This is a genomic window from Sporocytophaga myxococcoides (assembly GCF_000775915.1).
Taxonomy (GTDB): domain Bacteria; phylum Bacteroidota; class Bacteroidia; order Cytophagales; family Cytophagaceae; genus Sporocytophaga; species Sporocytophaga myxococcoides_A.
Genome location: NZ_BBLT01000007.1, coordinates 149,303 through 169,494, shown reverse-complemented (window position 1 = coordinate 169,494; position 20,192 = coordinate 149,303). Strand labels below are relative to the sequence as shown.

15 protein-coding genes are annotated in these 20,192 nt (G+C 34.4%); 8 read left to right on the top strand and 7 right to left on the bottom strand.

The annotated features are described in order from the left end of the window. Window positions 1-18 precede the first annotated feature (18 nt). On the top strand, window positions 19-2,244 hold the full coding sequence (locus MYP_RS17045; protein ID WP_045465971.1) for a gliding motility-associated C-terminal domain-containing protein: 2,226 nt from the start codon (window positions 19-21) through the stop codon (window positions 2,242-2,244). Here MYP_RS17045 and MYP_RS17040 read toward each other — a convergent pair. From MYP_RS17040 to MYP_RS17030, 3 genes are all read right to left on the bottom strand, one after another. Further along, a complete protein-coding gene (locus MYP_RS17040) occupies window positions 2,234-3,853 on the bottom strand; it encodes a sensor histidine kinase (protein ID WP_045465968.1) in 1,620 nt (539 codons plus the stop codon). The genes MYP_RS17045 and MYP_RS17040 overlap by 11 nt on opposite strands. Before the next feature lie 34 nt (window positions 3,854-3,887). Continuing rightward, window positions 3,888-4,697: a hypothetical protein gene (locus MYP_RS17035; RefSeq protein ID WP_197060109.1), complete on the bottom strand. Its 810-nt coding sequence runs from the start codon at window positions 4,695-4,697 to the stop codon at window positions 3,888-3,890. A 304-nt stretch (window positions 4,698-5,001) separates the two neighbouring features. Next, entirely contained in the window at window positions 5,002-6,912 is a 1,911-nt protein-coding gene (locus MYP_RS17030) for an OmpA family protein (protein ID WP_045465962.1), read from the bottom strand. Between the two features lie 123 nt (window positions 6,913-7,035). Here MYP_RS17030 and MYP_RS17025 point away from each other — a divergent pair, with 123 nt between their 5' ends. From MYP_RS17025 to efp, 4 genes are all read left to right on the top strand, one after another. Then, complete coding sequence (locus tag MYP_RS17025; RefSeq protein WP_045465959.1) at window positions 7,036-9,021, top strand: cation:proton antiporter domain-containing protein; 1,986 nt, start codon at window positions 7,036-7,038, stop codon at window positions 9,019-9,021. Window positions 9,022-9,082: 61 nt separating this feature from the next. Continuing rightward, window positions 9,083-10,051, top strand: a complete 969-nt coding sequence (locus MYP_RS17020; protein WP_052430293.1) for a hypothetical protein — start codon at window positions 9,083-9,085, stop codon at window positions 10,049-10,051. Between the two features lie 68 nt (window positions 10,052-10,119). Next, window positions 10,120-10,257: a hypothetical protein gene (locus MYP_RS26155; RefSeq protein WP_156026825.1), complete on the top strand. Its 138-nt coding sequence runs from the start codon at window positions 10,120-10,122 to the stop codon at window positions 10,255-10,257. Window positions 10,258-10,337: 80 nt separating this feature from the next. Next, window positions 10,338-10,901 carry an elongation factor P gene (gene efp / locus MYP_RS17015; RefSeq protein ID WP_045465956.1) on the top strand — a complete coding sequence of 188 codons (564 nt, stop codon included), beginning with the start codon at window positions 10,338-10,340 and terminating at the stop codon, window positions 10,899-10,901. 242 nt (window positions 10,902-11,143) lie between these two features. Here the strand turns inward: efp and MYP_RS17010 are convergent, their stop codons facing one another. Beyond that, the gene (locus MYP_RS17010; RefSeq protein ID WP_045465953.1) at window positions 11,144-11,539 is read right to left on the bottom strand and encodes a PH domain-containing protein; all 396 of its coding nucleotides are present in this window, start codon (window positions 11,537-11,539) and stop codon (window positions 11,144-11,146) included. Between the two features lie 194 nt (window positions 11,540-11,733). Here MYP_RS17010 and MYP_RS17005 point away from each other — a divergent pair, with 194 nt between their 5' ends. Further along, window positions 11,734-12,012: a hypothetical protein gene (locus MYP_RS17005; RefSeq protein ID WP_045465950.1), complete on the top strand. Its 279-nt coding sequence runs from the start codon at window positions 11,734-11,736 to the stop codon at window positions 12,010-12,012. Window positions 12,013-12,063: 51 nt separating this feature from the next. Here MYP_RS17005 and MYP_RS17000 read toward each other — a convergent pair whose 3' ends face one another. Continuing rightward, window positions 12,064-14,673: a DNA gyrase/topoisomerase IV subunit A gene (locus tag MYP_RS17000; protein WP_045465947.1), complete on the bottom strand. Its 2,610-nt coding sequence runs from the start codon at window positions 14,671-14,673 to the stop codon at window positions 12,064-12,066. 135 nt (window positions 14,674-14,808) lie between these two features. Between MYP_RS17000 and MYP_RS16995 the strand changes: the two genes are divergently transcribed. Further along, entirely contained in the window at window positions 14,809-15,180 is a 372-nt protein-coding gene (locus MYP_RS16995) for a hypothetical protein (protein ID WP_045465944.1), read from the top strand. A gap of 429 nt (window positions 15,181-15,609) precedes the next feature. On the opposite strand, the gene MYP_RS16990 is transcribed toward MYP_RS16995, so the two are convergent. Further along, on the bottom strand, window positions 15,610-17,508 hold the full coding sequence (locus tag MYP_RS16990) for a DNA topoisomerase IV subunit B (protein WP_045465941.1): 1,899 nt from the start codon (window positions 17,506-17,508) through the stop codon (window positions 15,610-15,612). A 329-nt stretch (window positions 17,509-17,837) separates the two neighbouring features. Between MYP_RS16990 and MYP_RS16985 the strand changes: the two genes are divergently transcribed. After that, the gene (locus MYP_RS16985; RefSeq protein WP_045465939.1) at window positions 17,838-19,397 is read left to right on the top strand and encodes a leucine-rich repeat domain-containing protein; all 1,560 of its coding nucleotides are present in this window, start codon (window positions 17,838-17,840) and stop codon (window positions 19,395-19,397) included. A gap of 5 nt (window positions 19,398-19,402) precedes the next feature. Here the strand turns inward: MYP_RS16985 and MYP_RS16980 are convergent, their stop codons facing one another. Then, on the bottom strand, window positions 19,403-20,176 hold the full coding sequence (locus tag MYP_RS16980; protein ID WP_045465937.1) for a murein L,D-transpeptidase catalytic domain family protein: 774 nt from the start codon (window positions 20,174-20,176) through the stop codon (window positions 19,403-19,405). Window positions 20,177-20,192: the final 16 nt, after the last annotated feature.

Sequence of the window (20,192 nt, the reverse complement as noted above, 5' to 3'; positions counted from 1 at the left end):
GTTTTTGATTTAGCAAATGTGAAAAAGATCATTTTCATTTTATTTCTTTATTTATTTCATTTATCATCAGGATTAAAAGCTCAGACTGACAAAGAATTTTGGTTTGCAGCACCTAAGGTTTCTTCAAAACACGGTAACAGTCCTGTTTATCTTAGATTTTCTTCATTTGAAAATTCTGCGAACATAGAAGTTTCTGTTCCTGCCAATAAAGCATTCAAACCAATTAAATTTTCTTTAAGCGCATTTTCTTCAAGGTCTATAGATCTTTCATCTTATCTTGGAATGCTGGAATGTACACCTGATCAAATTGTATTAAACAAAGGACTGCATATTACCTCAACTGAAATTATTTCAGCATATTATGAAATAATGGGAAGTAATAATGGCAATGTTGTGAATTCCGACATTTTCACACTTAAGGGTAATTTTGGCCTAGGGACACATTTTATAACACCATTTCAGACATATTGGGATAATGAAGCCAGCGTTGATGGATGGTCGTCCATTGATATTGTAGCTACTGAAGATAATACCAGGATAACAGTAACACTAACAAATGATGCATCTGGCCATAAAGCAGATAGTCCATTCACTATTACACTTAACAGAGGGCAGTGTTATTCTATAAAAGCTGCTTCACGTTTAGGAGCCATGCATATGTCTGGATCAGAAATTATCTCAGACAAACCAATAGCTGTTACATTAAAAGATGATTCAATTGAAGAAGGAATCTCTTATGATCTTGCCGGTGATCAGATCGTTTCAGTGGATAAAACGGGAAAAGAATATGTAATTGTCAAAGGTAGCGGAGAATATTCTAGTGACAGAGCCTACATTACTGCGACAGATGATAATACCAACATATATATATCAGATAGTCTTTTTGCTACACTCAACAAAAGAGAGACCTTAGAATTTAAAATGACTGATTCTGCATCCTTTATAAAATCAGATAAGCCGGTTTATGTATTTCATATATCTGGATTTGGACAGGAACTTGCAGGAGCTTTACTTCCATCATTACAGTGTTCAGGATCTAAACGAATTGTATTTACAAGGACGAATGATGAAAGGTTTGTATTGAATTTGGTTACCAGAAAAGGAAATGAAAACTCATTTATTTTAAATGGTAAAGACTGGATTAAAGGAAGTGATTTTAAACCAGTCAAGGGAACAGACAGCACATGGCTATATTATTCAGGAGATGTGGACATCACTATTGTCCCTCCTGATCTTCCGGCATACATAGAAAATCTGAAAGGTGATTTTCATCTCGCAACATTAAATGGAACAGAAACAGGAACAGGATTTCGTTACGGATATTTTTCCGATTATGGCTTTCTGGAACTTGGAGGGAATAAAGAAATTTGTCCCGGGACTTCGGTTTCACTCGATGGAGGATATGGGAACAGCCAGTTTAACTGGACATTTAATAATAATCCCTTCAGCGATCAACAAAGAATAGTAATTGCTGATTCAGGAACGTACAAAGTAGAAGTAACCAAAGGATTGGATTGTAAAATGAAGGATTCTGTGATTATTAATTTCTTTCCCGAAATAACGTCATTAATTTTACCGGAAGATACTTCTTATTGCCTTAATACTAATATATCTGTCTCTACCCTAAACTCATTCAATTCTTATTCCTGGCAGGATAAAAGTACTATTAATACATTCAAAGTGCCAAGTCCAGGCATTTATTGGGTTGAAGTAAGTAATGAATTTGGATGTAAAAAAACTGACTCAATAGCTATTTCAGGCCTTGCAATCCCAGAGGTAAAAATTCTGCAACCTATTGATGAGTTGAACTTTTGCAAAGATACCATCATTACATTATCTGCAAATAAAAATTTTGCAACCTATTTATGGAATACAGGAGATACAATATCTACAACTATCACTCCTCACAATGGAGAGGATAAATACTGGTTGCAAGTAACGGGACATAATGGTTGCCGCAATACTGATACACTAATAGTAGATTGCTCGCCATTTATTCAAGATCCACCAAACCTTATCACGCCTAATGGAGATGACACAAATGAATATTTCAAGATAGGTGACCTGAAAAAAGGAAAATGGGATCTGGAAATATATAACAGGTGGGGAAGCAGAGTGTATTACAAAGATGGCTATTTCAATGAATTTAATGGAGAAAATCTTGAAGACGGTATCTATTATTATTTTTTAAGGCACGTTGAAAATAAACGCATGATTAAAGGATGGCTGGAAATTATAAGGTAATTTCCCTTCCTAAGGGTAATTGAATAGAAAAAGTAGTTCCAATATTTACTGTGCTGTTAAGGGTAATTTTACCACCGGCATTTTCTACAATTCGCTTAACAATATAAAGCCCCACTCCTGTACCATCAACATGAGTATGAACTCTTTTAAACATTCCAAATACCTTATCAATTTGTTTGGTTTCTATTCCAAGTCCATTATCAGAAACAGTTAAGATCAAGATATCATTAATTATTTCACTGGTGATAGTAATCTCCGGCCTTCTCATCGGAGATCTGTATTTAATGGCATTGGTGATCAGATTTGTAAATAAACTTCTTAGATTCTTTCGTGAAAAACTTATTTGTGTGGTTTTTAAATTTATGTTTATCTGCGTTCTGGCTGTTATAATAGTATCATGATGTACAAGAAGTATTTCATCCAATAGCTCCCTTATATCAACCAGGTCCACATCTTCCTCTGTGTCCTTTTGAATTTTACTTATATCTGAAAGTTCACTTATTGTAGTTTTAAATCGCAGGATGGAGTTTTTCATCATGTTGAGATATAAATCAAACTCCTGAGGATATTTACTGTTTTGCAGTTCCAGAGACAATGAGTTGACTAGACCTTCCAAATTAGAAATAGGTGCTTTTAAATCATGCGATGCTGTATAAACAAAATTATCCAGATCGGTATTGATTCTTTTCAGCTCATTATTAGTCCGTTCAAGTTCTTTTCTATATATTTTTTCAGCATTTACATCTGTGCAGGTTCCAAACCATTTCACAACTTTTCCAAATGAATCTTTTAAAGGATTGGCTTCTATCAAATGCCAACGGTATTCCTCTGAAGCTTTATCTTTTAGCCTTCCAGTATATCTGAAAACTGTCCCTTCTTGTAAAGCCCGTCTCCAGAAAGATGATAGTTCTTCAAGGTCCTCCGGATGAGTAATTTCAAACACCCCTTTCTGAAAAGATTGCTTAGAATCAAGTCCACTATATTCATACCAATTTAGATTAAAATAATCAAACTCTCCTTTTTCATTTACAGTAAAGACCAATTGAGAAATTGAATCAGTCATGAATTTAAACTGAAGTATGCTTGCCTCAAGTTCTTCAGTTCTATACTTCACTCTTTCTTCCAATTCCGAATTGATTTTTCTCAGAACTTCGTCCGCCCTTAATAGTTCTTCATTACTCTCCTTTAACTTTTCATTGGAATTCTTCAGTTCTGAATTTAACCTTCTCCAATCATTAGCAGAAGGTATTTGAAGAATCTGGGGTGTTTTTTTTATCAAAATTATAGCAGTAGCAATAGAGGCAAAAGCTGTAATAATTTTAAGAAAAGCATCCAGTCTATAAACAGGATTCCAGATTGTAACGACAGATACTAAATGAGTTGCACCACAACCAAAAATAAATACAGCAAACAAAAGCATTAATCTTCCATATAAAAAATCTCTTCTTAATCTAAATATATAATATAGGCTGAATGGAATTGAGAAATAAGCCAAAGAAATTAAAGAATCTGCTATAACATGAGACCAAAGGATTTCGGGCTTCCAAAAATAGCAGTGCCCGTGGGGAATAAAATCCCCTTCAAATATTTTCTTCAGAAACTCAAGCATAGCTTTTAAAAATCAGGTTTTACCTGCAATGAAATTATTTCTTATAAAGAGAAATAGCCAGATTCAAAGTAAAATATGAAGCCCTGAAATCATTTATATTTTTCCCGGTTGTAACATTTATATGCTCAACTCCAGTCTTGGTAAAGACAGAGCCATTGCCAGAATTTTCCAAAAACGCCTGGTCACTGGTGTTGATCTGAGTTTTTGTCAATGGGAAATAATACCTGATATCCACCAATACATCTCGGCCATATCTACCAAAATTTCTTCCTAAACCTAAAAACACCTGAGCACCAAAATTCTTAAAATTATCGGCTTTTGCTTTATCAGTACTTTTCTCCAGATCATTGTTTTCGAGATTCCAGCCTACATAATTGTCAGTTACTACAGTTTTCTTATCAATTATTTTCGGATTAAAATTAATATTCAGGCTTAGACCTCCAATAGCATAATACTTTTTTACTTCAGTAAATTGGAATCTCGCATAAATGGGAATGTTAAACGATGGATATCTGATATACAAGTCTGAGGTTACTCTTTGTTTTTTACCTGTGCCAAGTGAATCAAAATCATCAAAAAATTTATTTATATAATACTTTGTATTCGTATGTTGAAAATTAAGTTCTGCCCCTAAAAATAGATTATAACTTGCTTTGTATTCTGCAAAACCTCCTATACCGCCGGTTAAACGGAACATGGATTCAGAATAAAAATTCCAATATCCTTCCTGTGATCCAATTATACCTATTGCATCCTTAAGTTTTTTAGAATTTACTCTGGAAGCTCCAAAATTTCCTTTAGCTCCCAAAGTAAGTTTCTGGGCATTAACATTTAGAATGCCCAAGATCAAACAACTTAATATGGTTAATGAAAAAATCTTCACTTTTTTTAAAATTAAAAATTGATTCTTAGTTTCAAACGAAAAGGCTGCTATTAGGTTAGGCATTTTTTTCATCATTATAATCTTATGATCTCAGTATTCATAGGATACCTTATTAAAATTATTGAATACAACAAAGGTGGCCGATTAAATTTAGTTTAAAGATTTAGGAAAATAAGTAACACTGTTTTTAAAAAACGATGTTCCTTATAAATTGTTTGGACCACAATAAACATAAAGAAAAAGCCCCAACTAACGGGGCTCATTTCTATTCTATAATTTCTGCTTCTGTCCTTCTGTTTAATTGTTTATTTTCAGGAGTATCGTTAGGTGCAATTGGATGTTCTTTACCAAAGCCTTTATAAGAAAGCTGTTCATTAGGAATTCCTTTAGATATCAGATAATCATAAACACTTTTTGCACGGCTTTCTGAAAGCTTGAGATTATGTTCGTCATTTCCATCGTTATCCGTATATCCGCCAATCCGAACCTTAATATTCGGGTTTGCTTTTAACATTTCTAACAGCCTGTCCAGCTCCGGCAATGATTCATCCCTTAATGTTGATTTATTTACATCAAAAAACACATTTCGCAATATCATTCTTTTACCTTTCACAACTTTTTCCAAAAAGATGGAATCATTCATTTCAACGTATTCATTTAATGATGGGATATTTATATTTTTTGAATAAAACAAATACCCTAAAGCTTCCACAGATACTCCATAGTTTTTACCTGCAGGTAACACGATTGTATATTTACCAGTGCTACTATTAGAGTTATAAGCGCCAAGAATTTTTTTCTTATTAATGTCTGAAACTATAATCGTTGCAGCTACAGGTGACTTGGTTTCGGAATTCATAATTACCCCTTTTAATACCGCAAGTGAAGCCTTTGCATTTCTTTCCAACATATATATATCTTTCATTCCAAAGCCTCCTTCCCTCTCAGAGCTGAAATAAGCTCTCTTGTTGTCAGCAGACCAGACAAAGAATACATCATCACCCGCTGTATTAATAGGATACCCAACATTAACAGGCTCGGAAAGTATTTCTCCGGTTTCTATATCAATGGAAACGGAAAATATATCAAAACCTCCCATTGAGTTATGACCTTTGGAGCTGAAATAAAGTGTTTTCCCATCTGCATGAATGAAAGGACTTTCCTCATCAAGAGGTGTGTTGATCTGTGGCCCCAGAAGAATCGGTTTGCCCCATTCTCCGTTCGCTTGTCTCCTTGTCATATAGATATCCATAGCCCCAACACCTTTTCTGTCACTGGTAAAAAATAAGGTCTTATTGTCCGCTGAAATACTTGCACTGCTTTCCCTGGAAGAGGAATTAACCTGACTGCCTAATGATTTAGGAGTTTTCCATTCACTACCATTCAGTTCACTTACAAATAAATCCCCTCCATTGTCTATCTTATATAAGTAGATTTCCTGACCATCCGGTGATATACCCACACAAGCATCGTGTGTAGAAGTGTTTATACCATCACCAAACTGAACTGAAGGCCCCCATACACCATTATCTTTTTGAGAAATATAAATATCTTCGTAGTACTGGTTGTCGTCAGGAAATTTTTCACCACCTGTTGAATTATCTCTCCTCGATGTAAACACCAGTATGCTTTCATCTACTGAAACTGCGGGCACGTAATCTGCATATTTTGAATTAACTCCAGCCCCAAGATTCGTGATTGTAACTTTTTGAGGATTTTTAATAAGTTCTAATCCATTTTTACAATAATCTATTTTCTGATTAACAAGCTTTAGTTTGTCTTTCTCTTTAAGTTTAAGTGTTGCTTTATAACCTTCATAAGCATTGATAGCTTCTTCCAGTTTGTGGGATAAATGATAGCAATCTCCAATAAAAAGAGCCAGGTCCGATGCTTTGGCACCTCCGTTTTTTGCCTTTTCAAAATATGGCTGTGCTTTTATTGCATCTTTTAAATTAAAATAAATGACCCCCGTTTTATATGCAATTTCAGGATCTTCAGGTTTCAGGGATGTCAACTTTAATATTGGCTCCAAAGCATCTTCATATTCCCCTGCTTTAATCAATTCATCAACCTGGCTCTGTATTTTAGCAATGTCTTTATCCTGGGCAAAAGCATTAAAAGTGGACTGAAGTGATAGAAAAAAAAGCAGGCAATAAATTCTTAAAATTCTTTTCATTTAGATATTAATTTTAGTATGTTACTTAGCTTTTGAGAAAAGCAATAAGGATATCCCCTTAGTATATTTCTTAATTTAGTAGGCTAATACGCATTTCAAATAAAATAGGTTAAATAACGAGTAATGACCCCTCTTTTTCAGGACATTGTAGTAATATTAGGTATTGCAGTAATAGTTACTCTCCTATTTGAGAAGCTCAAATTTCCGACAATTATAGGTTTTCTTTTAACAGGCACCATTGCAGGTCCACATGGTTTGAGTCTGGTTACAGCTTCTCATGAAGTTGAGCTCTTAGCGGAGATCGGTGTAATTCTTCTGTTATTTATAATAGGGATTGAATTCTCATTAGGTGATCTTGCCAAAATAAAAAAATCAGTGCTTTGGGGAGGAGCCTCCCAGGTTTTCCTAACAATAGCTGCGGTTGTTGCTATTCTGACTTCGTTATACTGGGGAACTGGTCATGCTATTTTTGCCGGTTGTCTGTTGGCTTTAAGCAGCACTGCAATAGTATTAAAACTTCTTCAGGAAAAAGGTGAAGTTAACAGTCCTCATGGAAAAACCATTCTGGGAATTTTAATTTTTCAAGATATTATAGTAGTTCCGATGATGTTGTCCGTCCCATTTTTATCGGGTAAACAACCTATAACTTTTTTTCCTTTTGTACTTCTCACCTTAAAAGTAGCACTCATTATAATATTTGTTTTTGTAGCTGCCAGATATATCGTTCCTAACCTTTTATACCAAATCGCAAAAACAAAAAACAAAGAATTGTTTATTCTTTCAATAGTTGTTATTTGTTTTTCAGTTGCCTGGCTTACGTCTTCTATAGGCTTATCACTGGCGCTTGGCGCATTTATGGCTGGATTAATAATTTCTGAATCTGAATATAGTCACCAGGCATTGGGAAATATTCTTCCATTCAGAGAAATTTTCGCAAGCTTCTTCTTTGTTTCTGTAGGAATGCTTTTAAATGTAGGATTTGTAATAGGTCATTCCTTTTACATCCTTTTATTAACCTTTACTGTTATAATTCTCAAATTTATTATATCAGCCTTTTCCGGAAGGTTATTAAGAATGCCAATAAGGAGTTCAATTTTAGTAGGTCTCGGACTAGCTCAAGTTGGAGAATTTGCATTCATATTATCCAAGACAGGTGTTTCGAATGGATTACTAGATGGTGAATATTATCAGTACTTTCTGGCAATATCAATTCTTACAATGTCTATCTCTCCATTTATTATCAAGTCTGGAAATGAAATATCACTTTGGGTACAAAGGTTTATATTGCCCAGCAATATTTCAGACCGTTATACAGGAATGAAAGAGTATCTTTCAAAGAAAAAAATTGATCATTTTGAGGATCATCTGATCATTATAGGCTATGGCTTAAATGGCAGGAATGTTGCTAAAGCAGCCAAAGCTGCAAGTATTCCATATGTTATTCTTGAACTCAATGCCGACACTGTAAAAAGGGAAAAACTTAAAGGTGAAAATATAATATTCGGAGATGCTGTGCATGCACCTGTACTGGAACATTTAAATATACATAAAGCGAGAGTAGCGGTCATTGCAGTATCAGATCCGGTAGCTACCAATCAGATTGTTGTTAATATCAGAAACGTCAGTAAAAATATCCACCTCATTGTCCGCACAAGATTTATACAGGATACTGAGCTTTTATTCAGTCTTGGAGCCAATGAAGTGATACCTGAAGAGTTTGAGACATCTATAGAAATATTTACAAGAGTATTAACATCTTATCTGGTACCGAGACAGGAAATTGAAGAGTTTATTCAGGAAATCAGAGAAGACAATTATGAAATGCTGAGACTTTTACCAGGATCAACAACAAGAAAAAATTTATCTCTCGCTATACCAGATATAGAAATAGCTGCCCTTTCAGTGCAGAATGAAGCATTCGAAGTTGTAAATAAAAAGATTGCAGATTCCGGAATAAGAAAAAAATTCGGAATAACAATTATTGCGATCAAAAGAAAAAATCAACTGATTACTTCAATAGGTCCAGATGAATGCATCCTCGTAAATGATACAATTTACCTATTGGGAAAACCTGAAGACATATACAGATTCAGTAAAAAATTAAAATAATAAATTAACTGATTTTTTCAGTTCAGTAATTCTTACTAATTTTCTTTGAGATAATAAGCTCATGCAAAGATTTCTATTTGTTTTAATATTTATTTTTACTTTTTCATTTAATACTGCTTATTCTATTTCCAAGAAGGAAAGAACTGCTGACACCGTTAACATTGGAGCTTATGTTTTGAGTCTTCATGATATAAATTTTAAAGATAAAGAGTATACTATGCGCCTTTGGCTCTGGATGTTGTATAATAATCCTGAGTTTGACTTCACTACCCAGGTAGAAGTTCCTAATGCCAAGAGTATTGAGAAACCCGATGTGATGGTAGATACAATTGACGGGAAAATATGGGTTTTGATGAAAATGAAATGTATCATGAAGCAAAACTGGAAAGTGCATGACTACCCATTCGACAGACAGCATATTAAAGTTCACATAGAAAACACCATGTTTGATGCGAGCAAACTTGTGTTTGTCCCGGATACCTCAGGCAGCAAGTTTGATAAGGACTTTGCTATAGATGGCTGGAACATCTCCAATTTTAAAGTAAGCACAGGTATAAATGAATATTCAACAACTTTTGGAGATATAACGTTGGACACACAACATTCAGAATATGGCGCTTTTTTTATAACACTTGATCTGGAAAGAAACGCTTGGGGATTATTTTTCAAGTTGTTCCTGGGAATGTATATCGCATTTTTTATCGCAGCAATAAGTTTTGTCATTGATCCGGAGGATGTAGATCCCAAATTCGGTCTTCCTGTAGGTGGGCTATTTGCTTCAGTTGGTAATAAGTATATTATAGATTCCATACTTCCCGAAACTACATCTTTCACCTTAGTCGATTCCCTTCATTCAATTACATTCCTTTTTATTTTATTTATAATAGCTGCAAATGCCTATTCTTTAATTCTGGACAGAAGAGGAAGACGGAATAATGCACGTAGTTTTAATAAAACTTCAGGGAAGGTTATTTTAATCACTTATTTCTTCCTGAATATTTTCATGGTTATCCTTGCTATTTATAAATAATCCTGAAATGGAGGAATGATTTTCCTCAGGCTATTGTTTGTAGAACTTCAACGTATCTTCTCAAACATATGAAATTACTTGATTTATTGGTATTGAGCTTTATCCTTGGTGTAACCTTTTCGATTGGATATGTTTTTACCACAGCTTCTATGATTCTTTTATATTCGTTTATTTATGCTTCAATTGACAGTATCAACTTTGACTGACAAGGTTTTAAAAGGATTCTTTAAAGTTTTATTTGTTTTTTAAGTAATACTTCAGTTAAATTTGAGCCAAATTTCTATTTATGGCTAATACTTCAGACATTTCAAAAGGGTGTTTTTTAAGATTTAATAACGAATTGGTTCAGGTTTTGGAATACGAACACCGTACTCCCGGAAACCTACGTGCATTTTATCAGGTAAAAATGAGAAACATAAAGACTGGTAAACTTGTGGAACACAGGTTCCGTGCCGGTGAAGATGTTGAGCTTGTAAGGGTTGATGTAAATGATTTCTCCTATCTTTATGATGAAGGACCTAGCCTTGTTCTTATGGATAGTGAAACTTATGAGCAAATTTCTGTAGATAAAATACTTTTTGGAGAAAGTCTGAAATTTCTTAAGGAAGGGATGGTCATTAAAGTTTCTTTCGATGGCGAAACTCCTATTTATGCAGAGCCTCCTACGTCTGTAGAGCTTGAAGTTACTTATACAGAACCAGGTATAAGAGGAGATACTGCAACTAAAACTTTAAAACCTGCTACTCTTGAAACTGGGGCTGAAATACGAGTTCCTTTATTTATAGAAATAGGTGAAAAAATTAAAGTAGATACCCGTACTGGTGACTACATGGAAAGAGTAAAAAGCTAATATTCCGATTTATATTAATAAAAAAGGGGCGCGAATTGCGTCCCTTTTTTGTCTCTTTTTAGAAGTTCTCTTTTGATAGCAGCATTTACTATCCAAAGATCAACACCATAAGCAGAAAAGTGATAATGAAGGATAAATACATTATCGCGTCTACCACATAGTATTTTTTATATTTTTTAAATAACTCAATCAAACTTTTCATACCTCAAATTAGACACTTTTTTCTAAACGAGAAATATATTTCAGGAATTTTCCCGGATAAGGAGGTTTATTAGCTCCACCATCTCCGCTGCCCTTTCAGGATCACACCCTTTTAGTCTGATTTCCTTTTTACTTTTTGTCTGAACAATTAATTCAACAGAAACAAACATACTTTTCGTAACTTCAATCCCTACGATATCATCATAAATAAGCTGTTCCAATACTGGTTGATGATGTTTGTTGACCCCGACATAAAAGACTCTATAATCTGTTGCAATTGCAACTCCAAGAGTATTAGATATTGCTCCTTCCACAACATTTAAAATGGTCTCATCAGACCTGAGGCTTTTGGCCAGATCGTTAAATGCAATTTTTCCCAGATTGGGCTGATAGCCGATTTCTGAAAATCTGGTGTTGATGTTGACAATCGTTTGCATAAAAAGTTATGAATTACACGTAAAAATACGATGATCACATTCCCTGAGTTTTCCCATTTCGGCTAATGTGGACAAGTTTCTTTATAACGATAATAGCTTTCTTTAAATATCAATAATTTAAGCCAATTCAATTCGTTTTAAATTGTCTGGCCTGAAATGTCTTTTTCGATTAATTTTACCAAAAGTATACAGATATGAATGCTACTATAAATTTTGAATTAATAAAAACAGAGGCTCCAAATGCCTGGAAAGATTTTGATGGATTTTACTCTCAAAATTTCAATAAGTTGCATTTTTTGAATGGAATTTCTTTTGAATTACTTCCTTTCGAAATGCAATTGGGAATTTTACTAAAGTATTTTACCGAAAATGCAGTGGAGGTAGATATCTGTAATAATGATTTTAATATGCTTCCGGAAACGTTTAATGATACATTCAGGACCTATGAAAAAGTAATCGCACATTATTCATAAAAAATATCAAAAAAAACGGCTGTCCATTAATAAACAGCCGTTTTTTGATTTTTAGAACAATCCTAACTGATCATCTTTAGACTTTTTCTTAGGATTAGCAGACGATGTTTTGCCACCGTCTTCTCCTTCACCTTCATCTGAAGATTCCAGCAAAAGTATTTTGTTGATTTTATTGGTACTAATCTTATTTCCAACAGCTTTCCACCCTTTCACTTCAACAAATTCATTAAGGCTGATTTCTTCAGAAGGGACAGAGACAAATTTACCTTTTGCATAATCCACCTTAATTACAGGGTTTTTACCAGTGCTTATAATTACCAGTTTAGAATCTGAATTTTCAGAAATAAATCCAAACTTCTTGCCTGCTGTATTGGTCTCTATCCTAAATCTTTTTGCAAAATAATTCTTTGATGAGCCATCATAATAAACAGCAGATATAAGCCTATCAGGATCAAATTTCTCTATGTGCAATAACTCTTCAGTATTGTATCTGTTGGTCAACTCATAAGTTGTTATTTCATAAGTACCATCTTTATAGAATACAAGAATCTTTTCATCCCCTTCAAAATTCCCAATGTATGTTCCTTTTTTATCGTTGTTCAGTCGACCTACAGTTTCATCAAAGTAGACATCCTTACCTCCAAGAGTTGACTTCCCTGCAGCTTTAAACTGTATTTTCTTAACAGGATATTTAGTCAGGATATTACCCAATACGTTTCTTGCCTTTATTTCAAGTTCAGAAAAATCAAACTCAAACTCTTTAATCTTTGCTTTTGCAGTAGGAGCAAGAGTAACATTAACGGTTTCGGCTTCTCCATTCGGATTAGCAGTGAAATAAAGGATCTTGGAGCCTTTACTTCCTTTAGTCAAATCATATTCCTTGTCCCGGGTAATTCCCAACACCTGGAATCTTTTAACAAATACAGTTCCAGAGGCCGCATCAAGATATGCCATATTGTAAACCATTCGGTCATCACCTTTTCTGAAAATACCTGCATACAGAATATCTTTGCCAACAAAGACCTTCTCTCCTATTTTCTTGATTACACAAACCCCGTCTTTTCTGAAAACTATGACATCATCTATATCAGAACAATCGCAGATATACTCATCTTTCTTTAAACCATGACCAATAAAACCTTCCGACCTGTTGATATAGAGCTTCGCATTTGTTGCAGCTACTACATTGGCTGAAATAGTCTCAAAAGTTCTGATCTGGGTTTTGCGCTCCCTGCCCTGACCATATTTTTTAAGCAGGTTCTGGAAATAAGCAATTGCAAACTCTATCAGATGTGCAAGATTATGCTCAACCTCTTTAAGTTCTTCTCCAAGATTTCTCATTAACTCATCCGCTTTAAATGCGTCAAATTTCGAGATTCTCTTGATCTTAATTTCAGTTAGCTTAACGAGGTCATCCTGAGTGATTTCTCTGTAAAACTGTTTTTTATAAGGCTTCAAGCCTTTATCTATCGTTTCAAGAACAGCTTCCCAGGTTTCGCACTCTTCGATATTTCTATATATCCTTTTCTCAATGAATATTTTTTCAAGAGAAGAAAACAATAGTTTTTCCAGTAAATGACTTTTTTTGATTTCCAGCTCCTGTCTAAGCAACTCTACAGTTTTGTCTGTAGATATTCTCAGAATTTCATTAACACTTATGAAATGAGGCTTTTCATCAATAATTACACAGGCATTTGGGGAAATACTTATTTCACATTCTGTAAAAGCGTATAAAGCATCAATAGTAATATCTGAAGAAACGCCAGGAACAAGCTGAATGAGTATTTCTACATCTTTCGCAGTGTTATCAATTACCTTCTTTATTTTGATTTTCCCATTATCGTTAGCTTTGATAATGCTTTCTATTAAAGAAGTTGTTGTAGTACCAAAGGGTATATCCCTGATAACCAAAGTCTTTTTATCAAGGTCTTCAATTTTCGCTCTAACTCTTACTTTTCCGCCCCTGAGACCTTCATTGTAGTTAGCAACATCAATTGAACCTCCTGTAGCAAAATCAGGGTAAAGGGTAAATTTCTTGTTCTTCAGATGGAGAATAGAAGCTTCTATCAATTCACAAAAATTGTGAGGAAGAATTTTGGTAGATAGCCCAACAGCAATTCCCTCAACACCGTGTGCCAGGAGTAAAGGAAACTTGACAGGAAGTGTAACAGGTTCGTTTTTTCTTCCATCGTATGACACTTGCCATTCCGTAGTTTCCGGATTAAAAACGATCTCCAGGGCAAGCTTTGAAAGACGAGCCTCAATATATCTGGGAGCGGCAGCAGAGTCACCGGTTCTGACATCTCCCCAATTTCCCTGAGTCTCAAGAAGCAAGTCTTTTTGACCTATATTAACAATGGCCTCACCAATTGAAGCATCACCATGAGGGTGATATTGCATGGTTTGCCCGATGACATTTGCTACCTTATTAAATCGGCCATCGTCCATTTCCTTCATAGAGTGGAGGATTCTTCTTTGAACGGGCTTTAATCCATCTTCAATAGCAGGAACCGCACGTTCCAGAATTACATAGGAGGCATATTCCAGAAACCAGTTTTCATACATACCGGAAACAGGCAGCACATCGTGAATGATATCCCCACCATTACCAGCTCCCTGGTCCTGTATATTATTTTCATTATTATCTCTATCGTCAGCCATTCAATTTTAAAGTTCCTGATCTAAACAAAAGGTTTTACCGGTAGAATTCCGGATCCTTCAAATATATTATAAAATTCTTTTTTCCCGAAGCGGAAAATTTACACATTCCTGCCTAATTATTAACTTTGCCTTATTATGAGCAAAATAAAATTACTTTTACTGTGTCTTTGTGTTGGTTTTTATTCTTGTAGATCAAAAGATAAATTTCCGGAGATTGATAAAAATGCTTGGCTTGATGATAAAAAAGCCTGCCAGAATAAAAGAGAAGAAATGGCTACCGATCTGATAAACAATAAAGAACAAATTCTGGGACTTAAAGAAGAAATACTTCTGGAAAAGCTTGGAAGACCTGATAAACATGATTATCAGAAGAGAGGAAGAAAAATTTACTCTTATTATATAACTCCAGGCAAACAATGCTCCCTCCAAAATTCTGATGAGGGTAAAAAAATTGTTTTTGAAATGAATGCCTTAGGCCTCATTGCTTTAATCACAATCCAAAACTGATTTTAACAGAACTTCTTACTGTTTTAAATAAAGGAAGCCTGTTTTATTCAAAACAGGCTTCCTGGAAAAAATTAAAATTTGGAAATCAAAATCCCTCATACCACCATACAGGTACTGAGTGCATAATTTTATAAAAGCATTAGTAACCTTCTGGCCACTATTTTCATTAAGATTCTCCCCTTCTTTTTTAACTTCTCTTTATTTTTTTGAGGGTTTTTCTTATTACCAGAATTCGAATCATTCTTCGAATTCCTGGCTAATTCAGGTTGAAAAATTTCTTTCATTAAAACATAGTGGTCTAGCATAGCGGCTAAAGTTTGATTGTAGACGAATTTAACCTACAATTAGATAAAACCCAAGCTTTTTTAGTTAACCACAATATACGATTAAAGAAATATATGTAATGAGCAACCTGTTTTTGTACAGATTTTAAATCTCCATAACACTAGCTTCTTTCCTTAATGCATCTTTTTCATCACTTTCTACTAAATCCTTTTCAACTTTAAGGTTCTCAATAATAAACTGCTGTCTTTCAGGAGTATTTTTCCCCATGTAGTAATTTAGCAGTTTTTGTATCGAAGTTTCTTTTTGTAATAAAATTGGCTCAAGCCTGATATCCTCTCCTATAAATGCCCCAAACTCATCCGGAGAAATTTCGCCTAATCCTTTAAATCGGGTTATTTCAGGTTTACCTCCTAGTTTCTTTATGGCAGCTCTTTTCTCTTCCTCGCTATAGCAATAAATTGTTTCTTTCTTGTTTCTTACCCGGAACAAAGGTGTTTCCAAAATAAACAGGTGTCCATTTCTCACCAGATCAGGAAAGAACTGCAAGAAGAATGTCAGCATAAGCAAACGAATGTGCATACCATCCACATCGGCATCGGTTGCTATTACTATTCTGTTATATCTGAGATTTTCGAGTCCATCTTCAATATTCAGAGCATGTTGCAACAAATTGAATTCTTCATTTTCATAAACAATCTTTTTAGTAAGTCCAAAACAGTTCAAAGGCTTTCCTCTGAGACTGAAGACGGCCTGCAACTCCACATTCCTGGATTTTGTAATTGAACCACTCGCAGAATCACCCTCTGTAATAAATAATGTAGAATCATGCCTTTTTTCGTTGTTCAGCTCGTCAAAGTGGAATCGGCAATCCCTGAGTTTTTTATTGTGAAGATTTGCCTTTTTAGCTCGCTCATTGGCAAGTTTCTTAATACCTGCAATGTCCTTTCTTTCTCTTTCTGATTGCAGGATTCTTTTTAATAAAGCATCTGCAACAGCTGAATTTTTATGGAGATAATTGTCTAGCTCTTTTTTAACAAACTCATTTACCCAGGTTCTGATGGCAGGACCGTCCGGACCTGCGTTGATTGAACCTAATTTGGTTTTGGTCTGAGATTCAAATACAGGTTCCTGCACTCTTACAGCAATTGCACCTACAATCGATGCACGGATATCCGAAGCATCAAAATCTTTCTTAAAAAATTCTCTGACTGTTTTTACAACTGCTTCTTTTAATGCTGCAAGATGAGTTCCTCCCTGAGTGGTATACTGACCGTTCACAAATGAATAGTACTCTTCTCCATATTGGTTAGCATGTGTAAGAGCAATTTCAATATCATGACCTTTAAGATGGATGATAGGATACCTTAAACTTTCTTCATCAGTTTTTCTCTTCAAAAGATCAAGTAATCCATTCTGAGAGTAGTATTTTTTTCCGTTATAATTGATAGTCAGACCTGCATTAAGGAATGCATAGTTCCAAAGCTGATCTTCGAGGTATTCAGGAATAAATCTAAAATGCTTGAAAATGGTATCATCCGGTATAAATGACATAAGTGTTCCATTCTTCTGGTCACACTTTGTTTCTTTATGATCATTTATAAGTACACCTTTTTCAAATTCAGCTACTTTTGTTCTCCCGTCACGAATAGATTGTACTCTGAAATAACTGGAAAGTGCATTCACTGCTTTCGTACCTACACCGTTCAACCCCACTGACTTCTGGAAAGCTCCGGAGTCATATTTTCCTCCGGTATTGATTTTAGAAACGCAATCAATTACTTTTCCGAGGGGAATACCACGACCATAATCCCTGACTTCCACTTTATTATCGGATATAGAAATATCTATGACATTTCCATTTCCCATCATATGCTCATCAATGGAGTTGTCAATAATCTCCTTGACCAAAACATAAATACCATCATCTTGTCCTGATCCGTCTCCAAGTTTTCCGATATACATACCTGGACGAAGTCTGATATGCTCTCTCCAATCCAGCGACCTAATGCTATCTTCGGTATATTCAGTTTTGGTTTTTGCCATAATAATTTAATTGAACTGATTTACAAGTTTATAAAAGACAAGTTAGTTTCATTTTTGGGGAAATAAAATCTAAATCTTGTTCCATTCTTACTGCGAAATTACTTTAATAGTTCAAATTTTACTTATTTTTTAAACAAGGAAATACCAGATAATTGAAATATGTGGAAAAATTAAATCTTAAGTCTATCCTTATGAGAGGTTTATATTGTTAGCATTTTTTAAATCTGATTGAAATCCAAAACAACATTAGAAAAATCACAAAAAATAAAATAAACGTACTAAACGGAACTTTTTTTGGTTAAATTACCGGGCCAAATCTTGTGACAAATATGAAAAAATTCCTTTTTATTTTACTTCTTACAACTATCTCATTGAAAATGAATGCTCAGACTGACATTCTTCTTCCAATGAATGATATAGAAAAGAAGGAGGTTATTCGACTTCTTAATTCCTATGACGGCTTTCTGAATTTTGTAGCTCAGAAACCTTCCGATGCTGACCAGAAAAAGGAATCTGTCACATTTTTAAAAACAACAATAAGCAATGCAAATGTTTCGGTCTATAACGACCTTGATTCTGCGGCTCAAAATGAGGACTTTGAAAACGTTTTCAAATATTGTCAGCGGGTTCCAAAATCTTTTCCTGCAACAGTTAAAATTAAGACTACTCCTAAAAATCTGGTAGTTGAGAAAGTAAAGTATGATAAAATCAGAAAGTACTATTTTGTTGAAATAAAAGGAGAGAAAGATTTTACCTGGAAGGAAATAGTACAAAAGGCAGATTCAGTTTCTTCATCTGCTGATTCAATTGCCATTAGTGATACGATCGTCCATTCTATAAAAAAAGGTATATCTGTTTTCATAAAATTCGACAGAGAAAACAATATCTCTAAAAACTTTAAAATTTTTGCAATCAGTAAAACCGGAGTCGCTCCAAAGTTAGAGCCTCTTCCTCCCCTGATTTCATGGTGGCTGACACTGGAACCTGAGTGGAAAGCAATGATAAGGAAAAAGAGAAATCTGGAAGAATATCCCAGAGAGTTTGACCTTGAAAAAGCAACAGGTGTGTTTGAATTTGACTGCTCAAATTCAAATTTGAAAAATCTTGAGCCATTAAGGAAATTTACTTCTCTTGAGAAATTAAATGTATCAGGTAATCCTATTACTGATCCTTCTGCAATATTTGCTGTGAGCTCTTTACTTGAACTTGATCTCACCAAAACTCAGATTAGCAGTCTGGACGGTATTGAAAATTTAAAAAAACTTCAAGTACTGAAAGTTTCAAATCTAAAACTCAAAAGTATTGAACCATTGAAAGATTTGGTTCAGATGGTGGAGCTGGATTGTTCTAATAATGAAATAGAAGACCTTACCCCTCTTACCAATCTTGTAAACCTTAAAGAACTGAATGTCGGTTTAAATATTAAGGTGAAAGACATCTCAATGATGAAAAACCTGGTACTTCTGGAGAAACTAAGCATTCAGAAAATCGACATTAAATCTCTTGCCCCATTAAGTAGTTTGGTTAATCTTGTTTACCTTGATTGTTACAATACAGATATCAATACCCTAGAACCTATAAGAAACCTTGTAAAGCTGTTTCACCTAAACATAGACCATACTAAAGTTTCAAGTCTTGATCCTATCAAACACTTTAAATACATCGCCAATCTTTATTTAGCATCAAGCAGTGTTAGGGATCTATCTGCTATTAATAACTTTTATGCAATACGCGAGCTGGATATATCCAATACTGAATTAACAGAACTTGGTCCAATTCATAAACTTGAGTATATAAAAGTATTAAAATGCTTTTATACAAAAATAAATAAGAACGAAATACAGCGATTCAAGAAAAACCATCCTGGCTGCCAGATAACATACTTTTAATACTATTAAAAAACATTGGCCTGCTTTGAATAAAACCTGATTGCAGAAGTTTCATTCAGATATTCAGAGCGGGCTACTTTTAATTCCGGGTGATAAATAAACAAACATGATCCTCCTTCTAGTAGTTGGATAATCTGGTCACTTTCTTCAGGCGATACAGCCGGGCAACCATGACTCCTTCCCAAACGACCATTTGTTTTGATAAAATCCTCACAAACATAATCTGCTGCATGAATCACTACTGATCTGCCTTCAGCATTTGAATTATAGTTTTTATCCAATCCATGAAGCACCAGCGATTTTCCATGCTTACCGAAATACACCTTACCTGTTCTATAAAAGCCCAGTGAGCTCATGTGTGAGTTGACTTTATTAGAAAAATTAATAGCCAGATTATCTCCGCTTTTTCTCCCATGTGCTACAAGTGAATGAAACAATACCTTTTTTTCTCTCAAATCTATAATCCAAAGTCTTTTTTCTGTCGAGGCTTTAGAATAATCGATAATAGAAAGTATTGAATTATCCTGGAGAAGATTATTGTTTTTAATGTTAAGATATCCTATAAGGGCTTTTCTAAAAATAGTTTTCTTCATCCCTGTCCCCTCCAGATTACAATCTCTAAATACCTGGTCAACAAAAATGTCAAATGAACCTTCGGCTTTAGATTTTACTACTTTTCTTGTGACCAGATCATTTCCGACAGTAGTGACCTTTCCAGTACTTGCAGAACAGATCATAAAAAAAAGTGTAAAAATAGGAATGAATTTTCTGTTTTTCATTTCACACAAACCTGAT

Coding starts and splice junctions, on each gene's coding strand:
- MYP_RS17025 (WP_045465959.1), top strand. CDS start 7,036: ATGACCCCTCTTTTTCAGGACATTGTAGTAATATTAGGTATTGCAGTA.
- MYP_RS16995 (WP_045465944.1), top strand. CDS start 14,809: ATGAGCAAAATAAAATTACTTTTACTGTGTCTTTGTGTTGGTTTTTAT.
- MYP_RS16980 (WP_045465937.1), bottom strand. CDS start 20,176: ATGAAAAACAGAAAATTCATTCCTATTTTTACACTTTTTTTTATGATC.
- MYP_RS16985 (WP_045465939.1), top strand. CDS start 17,838: ATGAAAAAATTCCTTTTTATTTTACTTCTTACAACTATCTCATTGAAA.
- MYP_RS17000 (WP_045465947.1), bottom strand. CDS start 14,673: ATGGCTGACGATAGAGATAATAATGAAAATAATATACAGGACCAGGGA.
- MYP_RS26155 (WP_156026825.1), top strand. CDS start 10,120: ATGAAATTACTTGATTTATTGGTATTGAGCTTTATCCTTGGTGTAACC.
- MYP_RS17010 (WP_045465953.1), bottom strand. CDS start 11,539: ATGCAAACGATTGTCAACATCAACACCAGATTTTCAGAAATCGGCTAT.
- MYP_RS16990 (WP_045465941.1), bottom strand. CDS start 17,508: ATGGCAAAAACCAAAACTGAATATACCGAAGATAGCATTAGGTCGCTG.
- MYP_RS17040 (WP_045465968.1), bottom strand. CDS start 3,853: ATGCTTGAGTTTCTGAAGAAAATATTTGAAGGGGATTTTATTCCCCAC.
- MYP_RS17020 (WP_052430293.1), top strand. CDS start 9,083: ATGCAAAGATTTCTATTTGTTTTAATATTTATTTTTACTTTTTCATTT.
- efp (WP_045465956.1), top strand. CDS start 10,338: ATGGCTAATACTTCAGACATTTCAAAAGGGTGTTTTTTAAGATTTAAT.
- MYP_RS17005 (WP_045465950.1), top strand. CDS start 11,734: ATGAATGCTACTATAAATTTTGAATTAATAAAAACAGAGGCTCCAAAT.
- MYP_RS17030 (WP_045465962.1), bottom strand. CDS start 6,912: ATGAAAAGAATTTTAAGAATTTATTGCCTGCTTTTTTTTCTATCACTT.